We start from the raw sequence: 16502 nt of genomic DNA, 5'->3' as shown, positions 1-16502 counted from the left end.
GATCCTTATTCGGCCTTGCCTTCCGGCTTCGCGCCTTCGGCGGCCGCGGGCTTCTGGCCCGCCGCGGCCCCCGGCTGGGCCGGCTTGGCGCCGGCGGTCACGGGCTTGGCGGGAGCGCCTTCGCGAACCTTCTGCAGTCCGTCCACGACGACCTGGTCACCGGCGGCCAGGCCGCTGGTGATCAGCCAGTTGGCGCCGACGGCCTGCTTGGCATCCACCGGCTTGCGCACGACCTTGCCGTCCTGGCCGACGACCATCGCATAGGCGCCCTGGGTGTCGCGCTGGATCGCGCCCTGCGGGATCAGGAAGGCATTGTTCTGCTGGCCCAGGGTGGCGCGCAGGGTGACGAACGCGCCGGGCAGCAGCTTGCGATCCGGGTTGGGCAGGGTAGCGCGCAGCGAGACGCTGCCGGTGGCGGGATCCACCACCACGCCGGAGAAATCCAGGGTGCCCGGCTGGTCGTAGATCGTACCGTCGGCGAGCTTGACCTGGACCTGGGCGGTGCCGGTGTCGGACAACTGCACATTGCCTCCGCTCTGGGCACTGCGCAGCGCTTCCAGTTCGGCCGCGCTGATCGAGAAGTTGACGTACAGCGGATCGAGCTGATCGACGGTGGTCAGCAGGGTGGCTTCACCCTGGCCGACCAGCGCGCCCTCGGTCACCTGCTGCTTGCCCGCACGGCCGGAAATCGGCGCGGTGACGCTGGCGTAGCCCAGGTTGATGCGTGCGGTCTCGACGTTGGCGCGGGCCTGCTGGACCGCGGCGGCGGCACTGCGTTCGGCGGCCTCGGCGTTGTCCAGGTCGGATTTGGACACGAACTTCTGCGGCGCCAGCTGGCGGGCGCGATCGGCGGAGACCTTGGCGTTGGCGTAGGTCGCCTGCGCCGAGGCCAGGTTGGCCTGCGCCGCGCTAAGCGAAGCGCGCAGCGGCGCCGGATCGATCTGGAACAGCACCTGGCCTTCCTTCACGTCGGTGCCTTCCTGGTACACGCGCTTGACCAGCACGCCGGAGACGCGGGCGCGCACGTCGGAACTGCGGACCGGGGACAACCGGCCGACCAGATCACGCTCCAGCGGCACGGTCTGCGGATTGGCCTTGACCACACCGACTTCGGGTGGCGGCATCTGCGGCTGTTCCTGGTTCTTGCTGCAGGCAGCCAGTGCCAGTGCGAGGGCACAGCAAAGGGCGACGGAACGGACGGGGGCGGTCATCGGTGGAGCTCCGTGTCAGATTTGGAATTCTTGGGGGGTATAGAGGGGGCGTCCGCCGCCGCCGCCCTGCCGATGGCGGGCGGGAAGGCGCGGAGGAACCCGTCGACGGCGAACTCGGCCCAGCGGCGGCGGGCCGCGAGGCTGCGTCGATGCGGTACGGCGAAGCGCTGCCGTTCGAAATCAAGGCCGGTAATCATGCTCAACAGCAACTCGGCCGCCAGGTGCGGATCGTCCTGCTTCAGCAGGCCGCGTTCCATGGCCGAGGCGAGCCAGCGGGCAAGCCGTTCCGTCAGCCGCTCGCAACCGTCCCGGTACAGCGCTTTCGCCTCTTCGGGAAACTGGTGGGCCTCCGCGGTGAGCAACTGGCTGGTTGCGACCACCGAAGGATCGCACAGGTGGGCCAGATGCTCCATCGCGAAGGCGAGCAGGGTCCCGCGGACATCGTTGCCGGTACCGGGACCGTCCTCCAGGCGAACGGTGGTCAGGTCCAGATGCTCGTCGATCATGCTGCGCAGGAGCGCCTGCTTGCTGCCGAACTGGGCATACAGGGTCTGCTTGGAGCAGCCGGCCCGGGCGGCCACCGCGTCCATGCTGATCCGGAATCCCTGCTCGGCCAGCAACTCGCGGACGGCCGCGTGCACGCGTTGCCGTCGCTGGATCGCGGCGAAGGAGGGGAGGACGGACGACATAAGGCGTTGGACTATACCGTCCAGTTTAGAATTTGAACAGGCTTGAAAGGCGGCTTGGCGTGTGTGCAAAGGGCGCCATTCATGCTGGAGGCGCCAGAGGTTCCCCGATGGGGATTCCATCGGCATGCGCATGGCTCCGTCATCGCACCGGGAATCACCGATGAGGCAAATCGCCTAGTCCTTCGTCTAGTGCTTTGCAACCCCTTCTTATGACGCCGCGCAACAAGTTTTGTCATGGCGACGGGGGATACAATGACCATTCGACTACCAATCGTAGAGTCTCCATCTGCATGAACGCTGTGCGCAGCTCCAAGAAAGCCCCGAAGAAACAGAAGCCCAAACCGGCCGCGGCCAAGTCCGCCAAGGCGGTGACGCCGAAGAAGACCCCGACCAAGAAGGTGGCTGCCCGACCGGAGACCGGCGCGGCCAAGGCCGCGGGGGCAGCGGGCAAGGCCGCGGCCAGCAAGACCAGCAAGGCGGTCAAGACCATCCCGGCGGGCAGCGCGGGCAAGGGGCCGGCGGTGTTCTCGCTGGAGCCGATTTACGCGGCCATCCGCAAGCGCGTGCCGGCGGCGCGCCAGGCCGAGGCGCTGGCCTTCACCGAAGCGTTCTACAAGCGGATGGCGGATGACGAGTATCCGCACCACGCACCGGAAATCTGGGCGGCCATCGCCGCCGACATGCTTGAATTCGCGCGGGCGCGCAAGCCCGGCACCGCCAACGTGCGCGTGTTCAACGCCACCGCCCAGGCCAATGGCTGGGAAGCGCCGCACACCGTGCTGCAGATCATCAACGACGACATGCCGTTCCTGGTCGACTCGGTCAGCATGGCGCTGGCGGAGATGGGCGTGGGCGTGCACGTACTGGGCCACCCGCTGGTGCGTTTCACCCGCGACAAGGCCGGCAAGGCGACCGCGGTGGGCGAGGGCAAGCCGGAATCGCTGATGGTGCTGGAGATCGATCGCCAGCAGGCCGGCGACATGCCGCGCATCGAACAGCGCATCCGCCAGGTGCTGGGAGAAGTGCGCGCGATCGTCCGCGACTGGAGCGTGATGCGCGAGAAGATGCTCACGCTGGCCGACGACCTGGCCACCCGCCGCCTGCCGATCAGCGACGCCGGCCGCCACGAGGCACAGGAATTCCTGCGCTGGGCCGCCAATGACCACTTCACCTTCTTCGGCTACCGCGAGTACCGCGTGGAGAAGGGCAATGGCGACGGCATCCTGCGCGCGGTGGAAGACAGCGGCCTGGGCCTGCTGCGGGGCGACGACGCCTCGACGCCGCGCAGCGTCAAGACCCTGGCCGCGCACTACATGCCGCAATCCGGTTCGGTCGATGCATTGATCCTGACCAAGACCAACCGCCGTTCGAACGTGCATCGCCCGGGCAACATGGACTACATCGGCGTGCTGGAATTCGACGCCAAGGGCACCCCGATCGCCGAGCAGCGCTTCATCGGCCTGTACACCTCCAGCGCCTACAACCGCCGCCCGTGGGAAATCCCGCTGGTGCGCGAGCGCCATGAATTCGTGATGCGCAATTCCGGCCTGTCGCCGAGCAGCCACAGCGGCAAGGCGTTGCGCCACATCCTGGAAACCCTGCCGCGCGAGGAACTGTTCCAGTCCAGCGAGGAAGAACTCAACCGCACCGCGATGGGCATCCTCGGCCTGCAGGAGCGCGTGCGCAGCAAGCTGTTCCTGCGCCGTGATCGCTATGGCCGCTTCTTCTCGGCGCTGGTGTACATCCCGCGCGATCGCTTCAACACCGACGTGCGCCTGCGCATCGAGGCGCTGTTGAAACAGGCCCTGCATGGCGAGTACGTCGACACCAACGTGCAACTGGGCGAGTCGCCGCTGGCGCAGCTGCACCTCACCATCCGCCCGAAGGCCGGCGAGCAGATCGACGTCGACACCGCCGCGCTGGAAGCCGACATCGCCCACCTGCTGCGCAACTGGCAGGACGATCTGCGCGAGACGCTGATCGCGCGCCACGGCGAGGGCGAGGGCCTGAAGCTGATGAGCCGTTTCGGCCGCGCGCTGCCGGCCGGCTACATCGAGACGGTGTCGCCGGAATTCGCCGCCAACGACGTGGAGAACCTGGCCGCGCTCGACGGTCCGGACGCGCTGCGCCTGAGCCTGCACCGCTCGCGCCGCGCGCGCGCCGGCGAGGGCCGGTTGCGGCTCAACCTGTATCGCCAGCAGGCCGATATTCCGCTGTCGGACGCGCTGCCGCTGATGGAGAACATGGGCCTGCGGGTCATCTCCGAACACCCGTTCCGGCTGGAGGCGGCCGAGCCGGTCTACATCCAGGAGTTCGAGGTGGAAGCGGTGGGCGGCGCGATCGATACCGATCGCCTGCACGCGCAGTTCGAGGAAGCCTTTGCCCGGATCTGGCACGGCGACGCCGAGAACGACGGCTTCAACCGGCTGGTGCTCGGCGCGAGCCTGGCCTGGCGCCAGATCGCGATGCTGCGTGGTTACTGCAAGTACCTGCTGCAGACCGGCGTGCCGTTCTCGCAGAGCTACGTCGAGGAGACGCTGAACCGTTACCCGCTGCTCGCTCGCCTGCTGGTCGAACTGTTCGAGGCGCGTTTCGATCCGGCGGTCGGCCATGAGAGCAAGGCCGAAATCAAGGCCGGCCAGGAGCGTTTCGCCGCCCAGTTGCGCGCGTTGGCGCAGGGCGACGAAGCCACGCTGACGGCATTGCAACCGGTGCTGGACGCCCGTGGCGGCAAGCGCGAGGAACAGGTCGAGGCGACCCACAAGGCGCTGCTCAAGCTGATGGATCGCGTGTCCAGCCTGGATGAGGACCGCATCCTGCGCGGTTTCATCGGCGCCATCGAGGCGACCCTGCGCACCAGCTACTACCAGATTGGCGTGGATGGCCAGCCGGCCCACACGATCGCCTTCAAGTTCGATTCGGCCAAGGTGCCGGATCTGCCCAAGCCGCGTCCGTATCGCGAGATCTTCGTGTACGGCCCGCGCGTGGAAGGCGTGCACCTGCGGTTCGGCCCGGTCGCCCGCGGCGGCCTGCGCTGGTCGGATCGCCGCGAGGATTTCCGCACCGAGGTGCTGGGCCTGGTCAAGGCGCAGATGGTGAAGAACACCGTGATCGTGCCGGTCGGCGCGAAGGGCGGTTTCTTCGTCAAGCGTCCGCCGGTGGGGGGAGATCGCGACGCGGTGCTGGCCGAAGGCATCGCCTGCTACAAGATGTTCATCCAGGGCCTGCTGGACATCACCGACAACATCGTCGGCGGCAAGATCGTTCCGCCGCTGAACGTGGTCCGCCACGATCAGGACGATCCGTACCTGGTGGTCGCCGCCGACAAGGGCACGGCGACGTTCTCCGACATCGCCAATGGCCTGGCCATCGCCCACAACTTCTGGCTGGGCGACGCGTTCGCCTCCGGCGGTTCGGTCGGCTATGACCACAAGGGCATGGGCATCACCGCGCGCGGCGCCTGGGAATCGGTCAAGCGTCATTTCCGCGCGTTGGGCCGCGATTCGCAGACCCAGGACTTCACCTGCGTGGGCATCGGCGACATGTCCGGCGACGTGTTCGGCAACGGCATGCTGCTGTCGCCGCACATCCGCCTGGTGGCCGCGTTCGATCATCGCCACATCTTCCTGGACCCGTCGCCGGAAGCGGCGCGCAGCTTCCAGGAGCGCCAGCGCCTGTTCAAGCTGCCACGTTCCAGCTGGGCCGATTACGACGCCAAGCTGATCTCCAAGGGCGGCGGCATCCATCCGCGTACCGCCAAGTCGATCGAGATCACTCCGCAGGTGCGCGAGGTGCTGGGCCTGGCTGACGGCGTGAAGTCGCTGTCGCCCAACGAACTGATGAGCGCGATCCTGAAGTCGCCGGTCGACCTGCTGTGGAATGGCGGCATCGGCACCTATGTCAAGGCCAGCAGCGAGACCAACGCCGATGTCGGCGACCGCGCCAACAATGGCCTGCGCGTGGACGGGCGCGACCTGCGCTGCAAGGTGGTCGGCGAGGGCGGCAACCTGGGCCTGACCCAGTTGGGCCGCATCGAGGCCGCCCAGCATGGCGTGCTGCTCAACACCGACTTCATCGACAACTCCGCCGGCGTGGACACCTCCGATCACGAGGTGAACATCAAGATCCTGCTCAACGGCGTGGTGCAGGAGAAGAAGCTGCGCATGGATGCCCGCAACAAGTTGCTGGCGGACATGACCGACGAGGTCGCCCAGTTGGTGCTGTGGGACAACTACCGCCAGAACCAGGCGCTCAGCCTGATGGAGCGGATGAGCGCGGCGCGCCTGGGTTCCAAGCAGCACTTCATCCAGACCCTGGAATCCCAGGGCCTGCTGGATCGCCAGATCGAGTACCTGCCCTCGGATGCGGAACTGGCCGAGCGCAAGGCGCGCGGGCAGGGCATGACCCGGCCGGAACTGGCGGTGCTGCTGTCGTACTCCAAGCTGGTGGCGTTCCAGCAATTGCTGGATTCGGACATCCCGGAAGATCCGTACCTGTCCAAGGAACTGCAGCGCTACTTCCCCAAGCCGCTGCAGAAGAAGTACGCCGCGGACATGGAGAAGCACCGCCTGAAGCGCGAAATCATCGCCACCGCGGTGACCAATACCACCATCAACCGGATGGGCGCGACTTTCCTGCTGCGCATGCAGGAGGACACCGGCCGCAGCCCGGCGGAGGTCGCCAAGGCTTTCACCATCACCCGCGAGACGCTGGACGCGCGTGAGCTGTGGGTGCAGATCGACGCTCTCGACGGCAAGGTGCCGGAGTCGGTGCAGATCGACGCGTTGCAGGTGATCTGGTCGGTGCAGCGTACCTTCACCCGCTGGTTGCTGACCCGCCAGGGTCCGATCCCGGCGATCGCCACCGCGGTGGAGCGCTACTACGACGGCTTCAACGAGATCCGGGCCGCCGACGGCGTGCTGCCGGACTCGCTGCGTCCGGCGTACAACGCCAGCCTGCAGACCTGGAAGGACAAGGGCCTGCCGGCCGGCCTCGCGGGCCAGTTGGCGGCGCTGCCGTACCTGGAACCATCCTGCGACATCATCGAACTGGCGCGTGCCCGCAAGCTCAAGCCGGTCGAGGTGTCGAAGGTCCACTACCGCCTGGGCGAAGCCCTGCACCTGCCGTGGCTGGTGGATCAGGTCGACGCGCTGAAGGTCGACGGGCGGTGGCATGCGGTGGCCCGTGGCGTGCTGCGCGACGAGCTGACCAACCACCAGCGCACGCTGACCTCGCAGGTGCTGTCGATGCCCGGCAACACCGCCGACGCCAAGGTCCAGGCATGGCTGCAGCGCGGTGACGCCGGCCTGCGCTTCACCCTGGCCATGCTCAACGAGCTGGCCGCGCAGAAGACGCTGGACTATCCGACCGCTTCGGTGGCCGTGCAGCGACTGGGCCAGTTGGCCGCGCAGGGCTGATCGCGGCGCTCGTGATGGCGAAAACAGGCCGGGGCAACCCGGCCTGTTTTTTTGCGCGGCCCGGAACGGATGGCATCGCGGTCATCCAATCCCGGGCTTCTGCCGTTATCCTCTCCGGCAAGCCACCAGGAACCCGGGATGAGCCAGACGCCCCGCATCGCCTTTCTCGCCAGTCCGGCCGCCGAAGCGCAGCACGCGCTGGCCGAACTGACCGCCCTGCACGGCAGCCAGGATCCGCAGGAAGCCGACGTGCTGTGCGCGCTCGGCGGCGACGGTTTCATGCTGCAGACCCTGCATCGGCACGGCAGCCTGGGCAAACCGGTGTTCGGCATGAAGCTGGGAACGGTCGGGTTCCTGATGAACCAGTACCGCAGCGAGGATCTGCTGGACCGGATCGCCCAGGCCGAGCCGGCCAAGCTGCGGCCGCTGGAGATGCTGGCGCTGACCGAATCCGGCGCCAGCACCGGCTCGCTGGCCTACAACGAGGTCTCGCTGCTGCGCCAGACCCGCCAGGCCGCGCACATCCGCATCGATCTGAACGGACAGACCCGGCTGGACGAACTGATCTGCGACGGCGTGCTGACCGCCACGCCGGCCGGCAGCACCGCCTACAACTTCTCCGCGCATGGGCCGATCCTGCCGCTGGGTTCGAGCACGATCGCGCTGACCCCGATCGCGCCTTTCCGCCCGCGCCGCTGGCGCGGCGCGATCCTGCGCGCGAACACCGAGGTGCGGTTCCGGGTGCTGGACCCGTACAAGCGGCCGGTCAGCGCCACCGCCGACTCGCACGAAGTCCGCGACGTGGTGGAGGTGACGATCCGCGAATCGCAGGACCGAACCGTGACCCTGTTGTTTGACCCGGAGCACAATCTGGAGGAACGTATCCTCAGCGAACAGTTCGTGGTGTAACGGGCGGTGCGGGGAAGCGGCGTGGGGACGCCGCCATGCAGCAAGCAACGTCAGGGCCGTCCGGCACCGGGAGGAGTGCGGACGGGGTAGTCCGATGCCGAACAGGAGTCAGGGGATGAAACACTGGTGGTTGTGGGGGCTTTGCGCGCTGTTGCCCGCGCAGGGCGTGCAGGCGTGCGGACTGAACACGCACATGGCGCCTTTCGAACTGCAGGCCGGGGCCACGCCCACGGACGCGCCGGAAGACACGCTGCGCGCGCCTGAACTGAAGGTCACCGAGATTACCCGCGGGCTGGGCGGCATGGCCGGCACCTGCGACGGTTCGGGCCTGCTCGGGGTGCGCCTGGACTGGCCGCGCGGCGATTACGGACTGGAAGACATCGGTTTCGAGTTCCGGGTGGTTTCGGCGGACACCAGCTATGCGGTGTTTCCGGCCGAACCGGTACGGGTGATCAGCAACAGCCGCCGCGCCGAACTGCTGTTCCTGTGGCCGGATGACGCGCCCGCGCAGCAGAAGCCGCTGCGCATGGAGGTCGAGGTGCGCGCGGTGACCCGCGATTACCGGCGTGGTCCGCCGGCGCGCTTCATGGTGGATTCGACCGAGGATTGAGCGGCGGCGGGCGGGGCGGGGCCGGCTCGCGGGGAAGCCCCGCGATGGCGGATACTGTGCGCATGGCCGACAACACCCCCCGCCTGTTGACCGTCGCGGTGACATCGCGCGCCCTGTTCGATCTGGAGGACAGCCACGCGCTGTTCGAACGCCAGGGCGTGGATGCCTACAGCGACCACCAGCGCAAGCACGAGGACGACGTGCTCGCGCCGGGCGTCGCGTTCCCGGTGGTGCGCAAGCTGCTGGCGCTGAATGCCGGCGCGCCCGACGACACGCCGCGGGTGGAGGTCATCCTGCTGTCGCGCAATTCCGCCGACACCGGCCTGCGCATCTTCAATTCCATCCAGCACCACGGCCTGGGCATCGTGCGCGCGGTGTTCACCTCCGGCGAGCCGACCTGGCCTTACATCCGGCCGTTCGGGGCGGACCTGTTCCTGTCCGCCAACCCGGATTCGGTGCGGCGTTCGCTGGAGCATGGCATCGCCGCGGCCACCATCCTGCCGGCGCAGGCGCACCGGCAGCGCCACGAGGACCAGTTGCGGATCGCCTTCGATGGCGACGCGGTGATCTTCGGCGACGAGAGCGAGCGGATTTCGCGCGAGCAGGGCGTGGAAGCGTTCGGCCGGCACGAACGCGAGAATGCGCGCGCGCCGCTGTCGGGCGGACCGTTCAAGGGCTTCCTGTCGGCACTGCACCAGTTGCAGGAAATGTTCCCGGCCGGCGAACACTCGCCGATTCGCACCGCGCTGGTTACCGCCCGTTCGGCGCCGGCGCACGAACGGGTCATCCGCACGCTGCGCGAATGGGGCGTGCGCCTGGACGAAGCGCTGTTCCTGGGCGGACGTCACAAGGGGCCATTCCTGGACGCCTTCGGTGCCGACATCTTCTTCGACGATTCCCAGCACAACATCGACAGCGCACGCCCGCACGTGGCCGCCGGCCACGTCCCGCACGGCGTGGCCAACGATCCGGCGCCGTGAACGAAGGCGCCCCCCGGGTCCATCGCGGCTGGTGGTACACCACGCTGCAATTCAATCGCGACGTGACCCAGAGCCGCATGCTGACCTGGTGGCCTGACGTGCTCCAGGTCGGCTACACCCGCACCATGCTGGCCGCGCTGCTGCTGCGCCCGCGGCCGCCACGGCTCGGAATCATCGGACTGGGCGGCGGATCCCAGGCCAAGTTCTGCCATCGGCACCTGCCGGAAGCTTCCATCGAGGCGTTCGAAAGCGATGTCCGCGTGCTGGCGTTGCGCGATGCCTTCCGCGTTCCCGCCAACAGCGGGCGCTTCCAGGCCCGGCTGGGAGACGGCGCGGCGATGCTGCGCCAGCGTCGTGGCGCCTATGATCTGCTGCTCGTGGATGCCTACGAGGCGGAGGGCATCTCGCCCTCGGTCTCGACCCAGGCGTTCTACGACGACTGCCGGGATGCGCTGGCCGAAGGCGGGGCGATGGCGGTCAATCTCTACGCCACCGACGCGCGCCGGCATCTGGTGCGGATGCGGCGCAGCTTTGGCGGACGCGTGCTGGCGCTGGAGGAACCCCGCATGAGCAACCGGATCGCGTTCGCCTGGCAGCCGGGCGGTGTCGTTGCCGATCCCCGCGAGGAGCTGGCGCGCCTGCCGCGCGCGGCGCGTTGGCAACTGGCCGCACGGTTCCTGCGCCTGGCGCGCGCACGCCGGGATTGGCAGCCGCGCGATCGCTGACCCTTGGAGCCGGGCTTGCTTGGCTGGTGGGGCGTTCGGGCACGTTGGACATACGAGGAAGCGGAGCAAGCTCCGCTCTACGCCGGTGTGTAGAGCCGAGCTTGCTCGGCTGGGGATGCTGGGCGTTCGCACGTGCTGGACAGCCGGGAAAGCGGAGCAAGCTCCGCTCTACGCCGGGTTGTAGAGCCGAGCTTGCTCGGCTGGGGGGCCTGGCGTTCGGACGTGTTGGACGGCCGGGAAAGCGGAGCAAGCTCCGCTCTACGGGCCGTCCAGGGGCAGGCGGATGTCGGTGAGCCGCCAGCGCAGGCCCTGGCGGGTGAACACGCAGACGACCGGGCGGCCGTTCTCGTCGTGGATGGTCGCGGTGAAGCGCGAGAGGGATTCGAAGCGGTGCTTGGCGTCCTTCAGCGGATCCGCGGGTACCGGGGGCGCATGGGTATCGCCGCCGACGGTGTCGCCGACCGCCTTCTTCCACATCGAACGGCCCTGCAGGATGGCGCCGATGCCCAGCGGCGTGACCATCGTGTCGACACCGCTGCCTATGACGTTGTTCGCCACCGACAGCGCGAACGCGCCGAGCAGGCTGGACTGGAACCCGGGGCCGGCGCGGCGGGCCAGTTGGTCTTCCACCTGCGCGCGCAGGTTGACCCGCAGGGCGGGGAAGTCCACGTGGCGTTCCAGCTTGGCGGTGTCCTGTTCGGCCAGCGCCTGGCGGATGCCGTGGATCGCCAGGTAGGGGCCCGCGGCGAGGTAGCCGAGCAAACCGGCGATCAGCAGGACGGCCAGGGCGATCCACTTCTTCATGGCTAGAACTCCAGGTCCAGGGCCGCGCACAGGTAGTCTACGAACGGCGCCAGCGCGGCCAGGTCGGCGGCCAGCACCTGGCGCAGTTTCGGTCCGGTCATCACGCTGTCGTCCAGCGAACGCCAGAACACGAAGTTCTTGTGCTTGAGATCGTCGATGAATTCGAACTCGGCCGGAAACCCGCGCGGCGGCCGGGTCAGCATCTCGCTTTCCTCGAAGTCGAAGCGTCGGCGGAACTTCGGCGCGTGCGCGGCGGCTTTCCAGCTGCCGGGATTGTCGAAGATGAACTGGCGCACCCGGCGCTGGGTATCCGGCTCCGGATGCCACAACCCGGCGCCGACGAAGCATTCGCCCGGCTGCAGGTGGATGTAGAACGACGGCGCCGGCACCTGCTTGCGGCGTTCGTGGTACAGGCGTGCGCCCTGCCAGGGTTTGTAGGGCGACTTGTCGGTGGAGAAGCGGGCGTCGCGGTAGATCCGGAACAGCGAACCACCGACCGTCTTCGGATCGGAACGGAAATGTTCGCTGACCTGCGCCAGATCCGGTTGCAGATCGGTCAGCAGGCGCAGGAACGGTTCCTTGACGTGCTCCTCGTACTGCGCCTTGTGCGCGGCGAACCAGGTCTTGTCGTTGTGCCGCGCCAGTCCGCGCAGGAACTTGAAACTGGCGTCGGAAAAATAACTGCTCACAGGCTCTGCTCCAGATCCCGGCCCCAGGCCTGCAACTGGTCGAGCAGGGCCTGCTTCGGGCCGTCGGTGGTGGGGGCCGCGCGCAGCGCGGCGATTTCAGCGTGGAAACTTTCGAAACCGTACTCGGAAAGCCCACTGTCGCCGATCAGGCGCCGGCGGCGGTAATCGTCCCAGCGCAGGCGTTCGTCGGCGGTCAAGGTGGCCGGCCAGTTGCGCGCGCGGTAGCGGAACAGCAGTTCCGGCAGGCGCGGGTCGCGGAAACCGAAGTCGCGCTGTCCCAGCAGTTCCGGCGGGGTGGCGCGCAGATCGGGAAACCGGCGGCGGTCGCCGTCGCCAAGGAAACCGCCATACAGCGAGGCATCGACATCGGGCACGGCGAACTCGCGTTCGCCGGCGAACACGCGGCGCACCTTCTCGGCCAGCGCCGGTCCGGCCGCGCGCAGGCGGATGGCATTGGCCTCGGTGATCAGCAGGTCGATGCGCAGGCGTTCGAAGTCGGCGTCGCGCAGGTGTGCCAGGGCGACCAGCACCGGTGCCTTGTTCAGGTGGATTTCCTTCAGCGGAATGCGCGATTCACCCGGCGGCAGATCCGCCGCGGGCGTGTACAGGCGATCGGCGATGGCTTCCGGTGCCAGGTGCAGCAGCGGATCCGGGTCGGCATCCAGGTCGTACACGATGATGCGGTTGTCGTATTGCGGATGGCGCGCAAGCGGCAGCACCAGCGCCGCGCACATGCGGCTGGCCGGATAGCGCTGGGAGATGTGCAGGACCGGGGTCATCGCCACCGTGTCCAGCAGGCTGGCGGCGAAGCGCTTGTCGCGCAGTTTCAGCGCGTATTCCCACAGGCGGGGTTGCGCCTGGCGCATCCGCCGGGCCATGCCGATGGTCGCGCGCACGTCGGACAGCGCCTCGTGCGCATCGCCCTGGCGGACATCGTTGGCCAGCGCGAGGTGTTCCAGCCGGAACGAGGTGACGCCATCCTCGCGCTGCGGCCAGACGATGCCGTCCGGGCGCAGTGCGTGGGTCAGCCGCATCACGTCCAGCAGATCCCAGCGCGAATTTCCGCCGCGCCATTCGCGCTCGTAGGGGTCGAAGAAGTTGCGGAACAGGCCGTGGCGGACGAACTCGTCATCGAAGCGCAGCGAGTTGTAGCCCAGCGTGCAGGTATCCGGCCGCGACATCTCGTCGGCGATGCGGGCGAACGCCGACGCCTCGTTGACGCCCTGGCGCGCGGCATGCTGCGGGGTGATGCCGGTGATCAGGGTGGCGGTGGGCGAGGGCAGCAGGTCGTCGGCGGGCTGGACGAAGAAATCGATCGGATCCTCGATCGGATTCAGCTCCGCATCGGTGCGCTGGGCGGCGAACTGGGCGATGCGGGTACGGCGCGGATCCGCGCCGAAGGTCTCCAGATCGTAGAACAGGAAGCTGGCGCTCACCGCGCTTCCGCCTCCAGCGGTTGCAGTCGACGGATCACTTCGGCATCCACCCGCACCCAGTCCACCTGATCCAGGCGTTCCAGTCCCCGGGTGGCGGCGACCAGCAGATCGCGCTGGACGATGCTGCGCTCCAGCGCGACCCGATAGGGAATGCGCAGGAAGGTGACCATGGTGTAGTGCGGTACGAAGCGGCCCGGATGGCGCTCCTGCAGGGTCCGTTCCAGCTCGCGCTGGAGCAGGAACGCCGCGTCGTCCACCTTGTCGCGCATTTCCACGTAGTTCTCCAGCGCCATTTCCTGGATCGCGCGCGCATTGGGCTGGCGCTCGCGCTGGAACGCGGCGAACGCCTCGGCGCGTTCCCCGTGGCGCTCCAGTTGCTCGGCCAGCGCCACGCAGTCCTCGAAGGCGCAGTTCATGCCCTGGCCGTGGAACGGCACCATCGCGTGGGCGGCGTCGCCGAGCAGGACCGCGCGGTCGTCGATGTACCAGCGGTCCAGGTACAGGGTGGCCAGCAGGCCGACCGGGTTGCGGTGCCAGTCCTCTTCCAGGTGCGGGATCAGCGGCACCGCATCGGGGAAGTCGCGTTCGAACAGCGCGCGCGCCTGCGCCGGCGTGTGCACGGTGTCGAAACCGGGATCGCCGTGGTTGGGCAGGAACAGGGTGACGGTGAAGGTCTTTTCGTCGTTGGGCAGGGCGATGCACATGTAGTGGCCGCGCGGCCAGATGTGCAGGGCGTTGGGTTCGATCTGGAAGCCGCCGTCGGCCGCCGGCGGGATTTCCAGTTCCTTGTAGGAGTGGTCGAGGAAATCGGTGCGCTCGCCGAGATCGGTGCGCAGCCGCATCGCCGCGCGCAGCGACGAACCGGCGCCGTCGGCGCCGACCAGCGAACGGAAGTCGATGGGATGGCGGCCGCCGTCGCGATCATCGATGAAGGTGGCCACCCGGTCCTGAAAATCCACCGTGTCCAGCTGGCGGTGGAAATGCAGCGAAGCGCCGGCCTGTTCGGCCAGGTCGAGCAGGGTGATGTTGAGATCGCCGCGGTGCACCGACCAGATCACTTCCGAATCGTCGCGACCGTAGCGCTGCAACTGCGGCTGGCCGTCGCGCGGGTGGACCATGCGCCCGCGCATCATCACCGCCTGCTTCATCACCGCCTCGTCGGCGTCGGCCTGGCGCAGCGCGTGGCGGCCGCGCTCGGCCAGGGCCAGGTTGATCGACCGGCCGCCGCCGTAGCCTTTGACGCGCGGGTCGCCGCGTTTTTCGTACACGTCCACCTGCCAGCCCTTGCGGGCCAGCAGGGTCGCCAGCAGCGCGCCGGCCAGGCCGGCGCCGATGATGGTGAGGGAACGGTCGTTGGATGCGTTCAAGGGGTTGCTCCGGTCAGACGCCGCGCCAGGTCTCCACTTCCTCGACGAAGCGGTAGACGTCCATGAAACGGTTGTACAGCGGGGTCGGCGAGATCCGGATCACATCCGGTTCGCGCCAGTCGCCAATCGTGCCGACCGACGCCAGGTATTCGAACAGGTCGCGCCCGCGCTCGCGTCCGCCCACCACCCGCAGCGACAACTGCGCGCCGCGCTGGGCCGGATCGGCGGGCGTAACGATCTGCAGCGCGTCGCCGACGCGGGCGCGGATGAGCGCCTCCAGGAAGCCGGTCAGTTTTTCCGACTTGGCGCGCAGCGCGGCCATGCCGCCGGCCTGCGCGATCAGTTCCAGCGAGGCGCGCAACGGGGCCAGGCCCAGGATCGGAGGATTGCTGAGCTGCCAGCCGTCGGCGCCGGGCGTGGGCACGAACTCGGGTGCCATCCTGAACCGGCTTTCCTTCTGGTGGCCCCACCAGCCGGCGAAGCGCGGGCGGTCCGTGTGCGCGTGCCGCTCATGCACGAAACAGCCGGCGACCGCGCCCGGCCCGGCGTTCATGTACTTGTAGTGGCACCACACCGCGAAGTCGGCGCCACTGGCGTGCAGCTGCACCGGCAGGTTGCCGGCCGCGTGGGCCAGGTCGAACCCGACCAACGCGCCCTGCGCGTGGCCGAGGCGGGTGATTTCCGCCAGGTCGAACGCCTGTCCGGTTCGATACTGGATGCCAGGCCACAGCACCAGGGCCAGGCGATGGCCATGCTCGCCGATGGCGCGCTCGATGGCCTGCATCGACAGCGTGCCGTCGGGTTGATCCGGTTCCAGCTCGATCAGATCGCGCGCCGGGTCGAAGCCATGGAAACGCACCTGCGATTCCAGCGCGTGGCGGTCGGACGGGAACGCGCCGGCTTCCATCAGGATGGCCGGACGCTCGGCGGTGGGCCGGTAGAAGCTGACCATCATCAGGTGCAGATTGGCGGTCAGCGAGTTCATCGCCACGACCTCGGTCGGCTGCGCGCCGACCACTTTCGCCAGCCCGTCGCGGACCAGCTCGTGGTAGGTCATCCACTGCGCCGGCTCGGTGAAGTGACCCTCCACCGCCTGCTCGGCCCACTTGTCCAGTACCTCCTGCACGTACTTGCGCGCGCCGCGCGGTTGCAGGCCCAGCGAGTTGCCGCAGAAATAGAGCTGCTCGTTGTGCTTGTGCTTCGGAATCAGGAACTCGTTGCGCAGGGCGCGCAGCGGGTCGGCGGCATCGAGGGCGATGGCATGGGTACGGGACAGCGCGTCGGTCATGAAGAGGCCGGTGAAGAGATGGGAGGAACGGTGGTCTTGCGGTAGCTGGCTGGAAGTTCGCCGACTTCCGCGCAGATCTGCAGGGCGTGCGGCCCCGCCGGAAGGTGCGTGCGCAGCGCATGCAGCAGCGCCTCGGACAACTGCGCGCGCACGGCCTCGTCACGGCCGGGAAGGATGCGCAGGCGTGCATGGACGAACGCGCGCGCGGCATCGGCGTCGGTGCCGACCAGAAAGTCGGACAGCGCGACGGCGCGGCTCTTGATCGCTTCCTCGTTGAAATGCCCGCTGTCGAGCAGGACCTGGTTGAGCCGCGACAACAGCGCGCGCGCGTCCAGGACGAGGTTGTCGGTGTATTGCAGGGTCAGGTGCGGCATGGG

Annotated in this window: 13 protein-coding genes; 5 read left to right on the top strand and 8 right to left on the bottom strand. The window is 68.2% G+C overall.

Features of this window, described 5'->3' with window-relative positions:
* Positions 1 to 5 precede the first annotated feature (5 nt).
* Positions 6 to 1211 carry an efflux RND transporter periplasmic adaptor subunit gene (locus tag IQ458_RS02295; protein ID WP_183641734.1) on the bottom strand — a complete coding sequence of 402 codons (1206 nt, stop codon included), beginning with the start codon at positions 1209 to 1211 and terminating at the stop codon, positions 6 to 8.
* Positions 1208 to 1900, bottom strand: a complete 693-nt coding sequence (locus IQ458_RS02290) for a TetR/AcrR family transcriptional regulator (protein ID WP_203321776.1) — start codon at positions 1898 to 1900, stop codon at positions 1208 to 1210. The genes IQ458_RS02295 and IQ458_RS02290 overlap by 4 nt, the downstream gene beginning before the upstream one ends.
* Before the next feature lie 290 nt (positions 1901 to 2190).
* Here IQ458_RS02290 and IQ458_RS02285 point away from each other — a divergent pair, with 290 nt between their 5' ends.
* From IQ458_RS02285 to IQ458_RS02265, 5 genes are all read left to right on the top strand, one after another.
* Positions 2191 to 7317, top strand: coding sequence for an NAD-glutamate dehydrogenase (locus IQ458_RS02285; RefSeq protein WP_203321775.1), 5127 nt, complete (start codon positions 2191 to 2193; stop codon positions 7315 to 7317).
* Between the two features lie 138 nt (positions 7318 to 7455).
* Positions 7456 to 8226 carry an NAD kinase gene (locus IQ458_RS02280; protein ID WP_203321774.1) on the top strand — a complete coding sequence of 257 codons (771 nt, stop codon included), beginning with the start codon at positions 7456 to 7458 and terminating at the stop codon, positions 8224 to 8226.
* Between the two features lie 115 nt (positions 8227 to 8341).
* Complete coding sequence (locus IQ458_RS02275; protein ID WP_183641726.1) at positions 8342 to 8836, top strand: hypothetical protein; 495 nt, start codon at positions 8342 to 8344, stop codon at positions 8834 to 8836.
* Between the two features lie 62 nt (positions 8837 to 8898).
* Positions 8899 to 9816: a 5'-nucleotidase gene (locus tag IQ458_RS02270; RefSeq protein ID WP_183641724.1), complete on the top strand. Its 918-nt coding sequence runs from the start codon at positions 8899 to 8901 to the stop codon at positions 9814 to 9816.
* Complete coding sequence (locus IQ458_RS02265) at positions 9813 to 10541, top strand: class I SAM-dependent methyltransferase (RefSeq protein WP_328805047.1); 729 nt, start codon at positions 9813 to 9815, stop codon at positions 10539 to 10541. The genes IQ458_RS02270 and IQ458_RS02265 overlap by 4 nt, the downstream gene beginning before the upstream one ends.
* A 258-nt stretch (positions 10542 to 10799) precedes the next feature.
* On the opposite strand, the gene IQ458_RS02260 is transcribed toward IQ458_RS02265, so the two are convergent.
* The 6 genes from IQ458_RS02260 to IQ458_RS02235 are packed head-to-tail and all read right to left on the bottom strand — an operon-like array spanning position 10800 to position 16499.
* The gene (locus IQ458_RS02260) at positions 10800 to 11345 is read right to left on the bottom strand and encodes a DUF2939 domain-containing protein (protein ID WP_203321773.1); all 546 of its coding nucleotides are present in this window, start codon (positions 11343 to 11345) and stop codon (positions 10800 to 10802) included.
* A 2-nt stretch (positions 11346 to 11347) separates the two neighbouring features.
* Entirely contained in the window at positions 11348 to 12034 is a 687-nt protein-coding gene (locus IQ458_RS02255) for a DUF2461 domain-containing protein (protein ID WP_183641718.1), read from the bottom strand.
* Positions 12031 to 13470: an exodeoxyribonuclease I gene (gene sbcB / locus IQ458_RS02250; protein ID WP_203321772.1), complete on the bottom strand. Its 1440-nt coding sequence runs from the start codon at positions 13468 to 13470 to the stop codon at positions 12031 to 12033. Before sbcB ends, IQ458_RS02255 begins: the two co-directional genes overlap by 4 nt.
* A complete protein-coding gene (locus IQ458_RS02245; RefSeq protein ID WP_203321771.1) occupies positions 13467 to 14837 on the bottom strand; it encodes an FAD-dependent oxidoreductase in 1371 nt (456 codons plus the stop codon). The genes sbcB and IQ458_RS02245 overlap by 4 nt, the downstream gene beginning before the upstream one ends.
* Positions 14838 to 14850: 13 nt before the next feature.
* Positions 14851 to 16125 (bottom strand): kynureninase, encoded by a 1275-nt coding sequence (kynU, locus tag IQ458_RS02240; protein ID WP_183641710.1) that lies wholly within the window; start codon positions 16123 to 16125, stop codon positions 14851 to 14853.
* Positions 16122 to 16499, bottom strand: coding sequence for a 5-carboxymethyl-2-hydroxymuconate Delta-isomerase (locus IQ458_RS02235; RefSeq protein WP_192197745.1), 378 nt, complete (start codon positions 16497 to 16499; stop codon positions 16122 to 16124). The genes kynU and IQ458_RS02235 overlap by 4 nt, the downstream gene beginning before the upstream one ends.
* Between the last annotated feature and the right edge of the window lie 3 nt (positions 16500 to 16502).

This window comes from Pseudoxanthomonas beigongshangi (assembly GCF_016820515.1).
GTDB classification, from domain to species: domain Bacteria; phylum Pseudomonadota; class Gammaproteobacteria; order Xanthomonadales; family Xanthomonadaceae; genus Pseudoxanthomonas_A; species Pseudoxanthomonas_A beigongshangi.
Note: the sequence above shows the minus strand (reverse complement) of the source record. Positions and strands in the feature narration are given on the sequence as shown.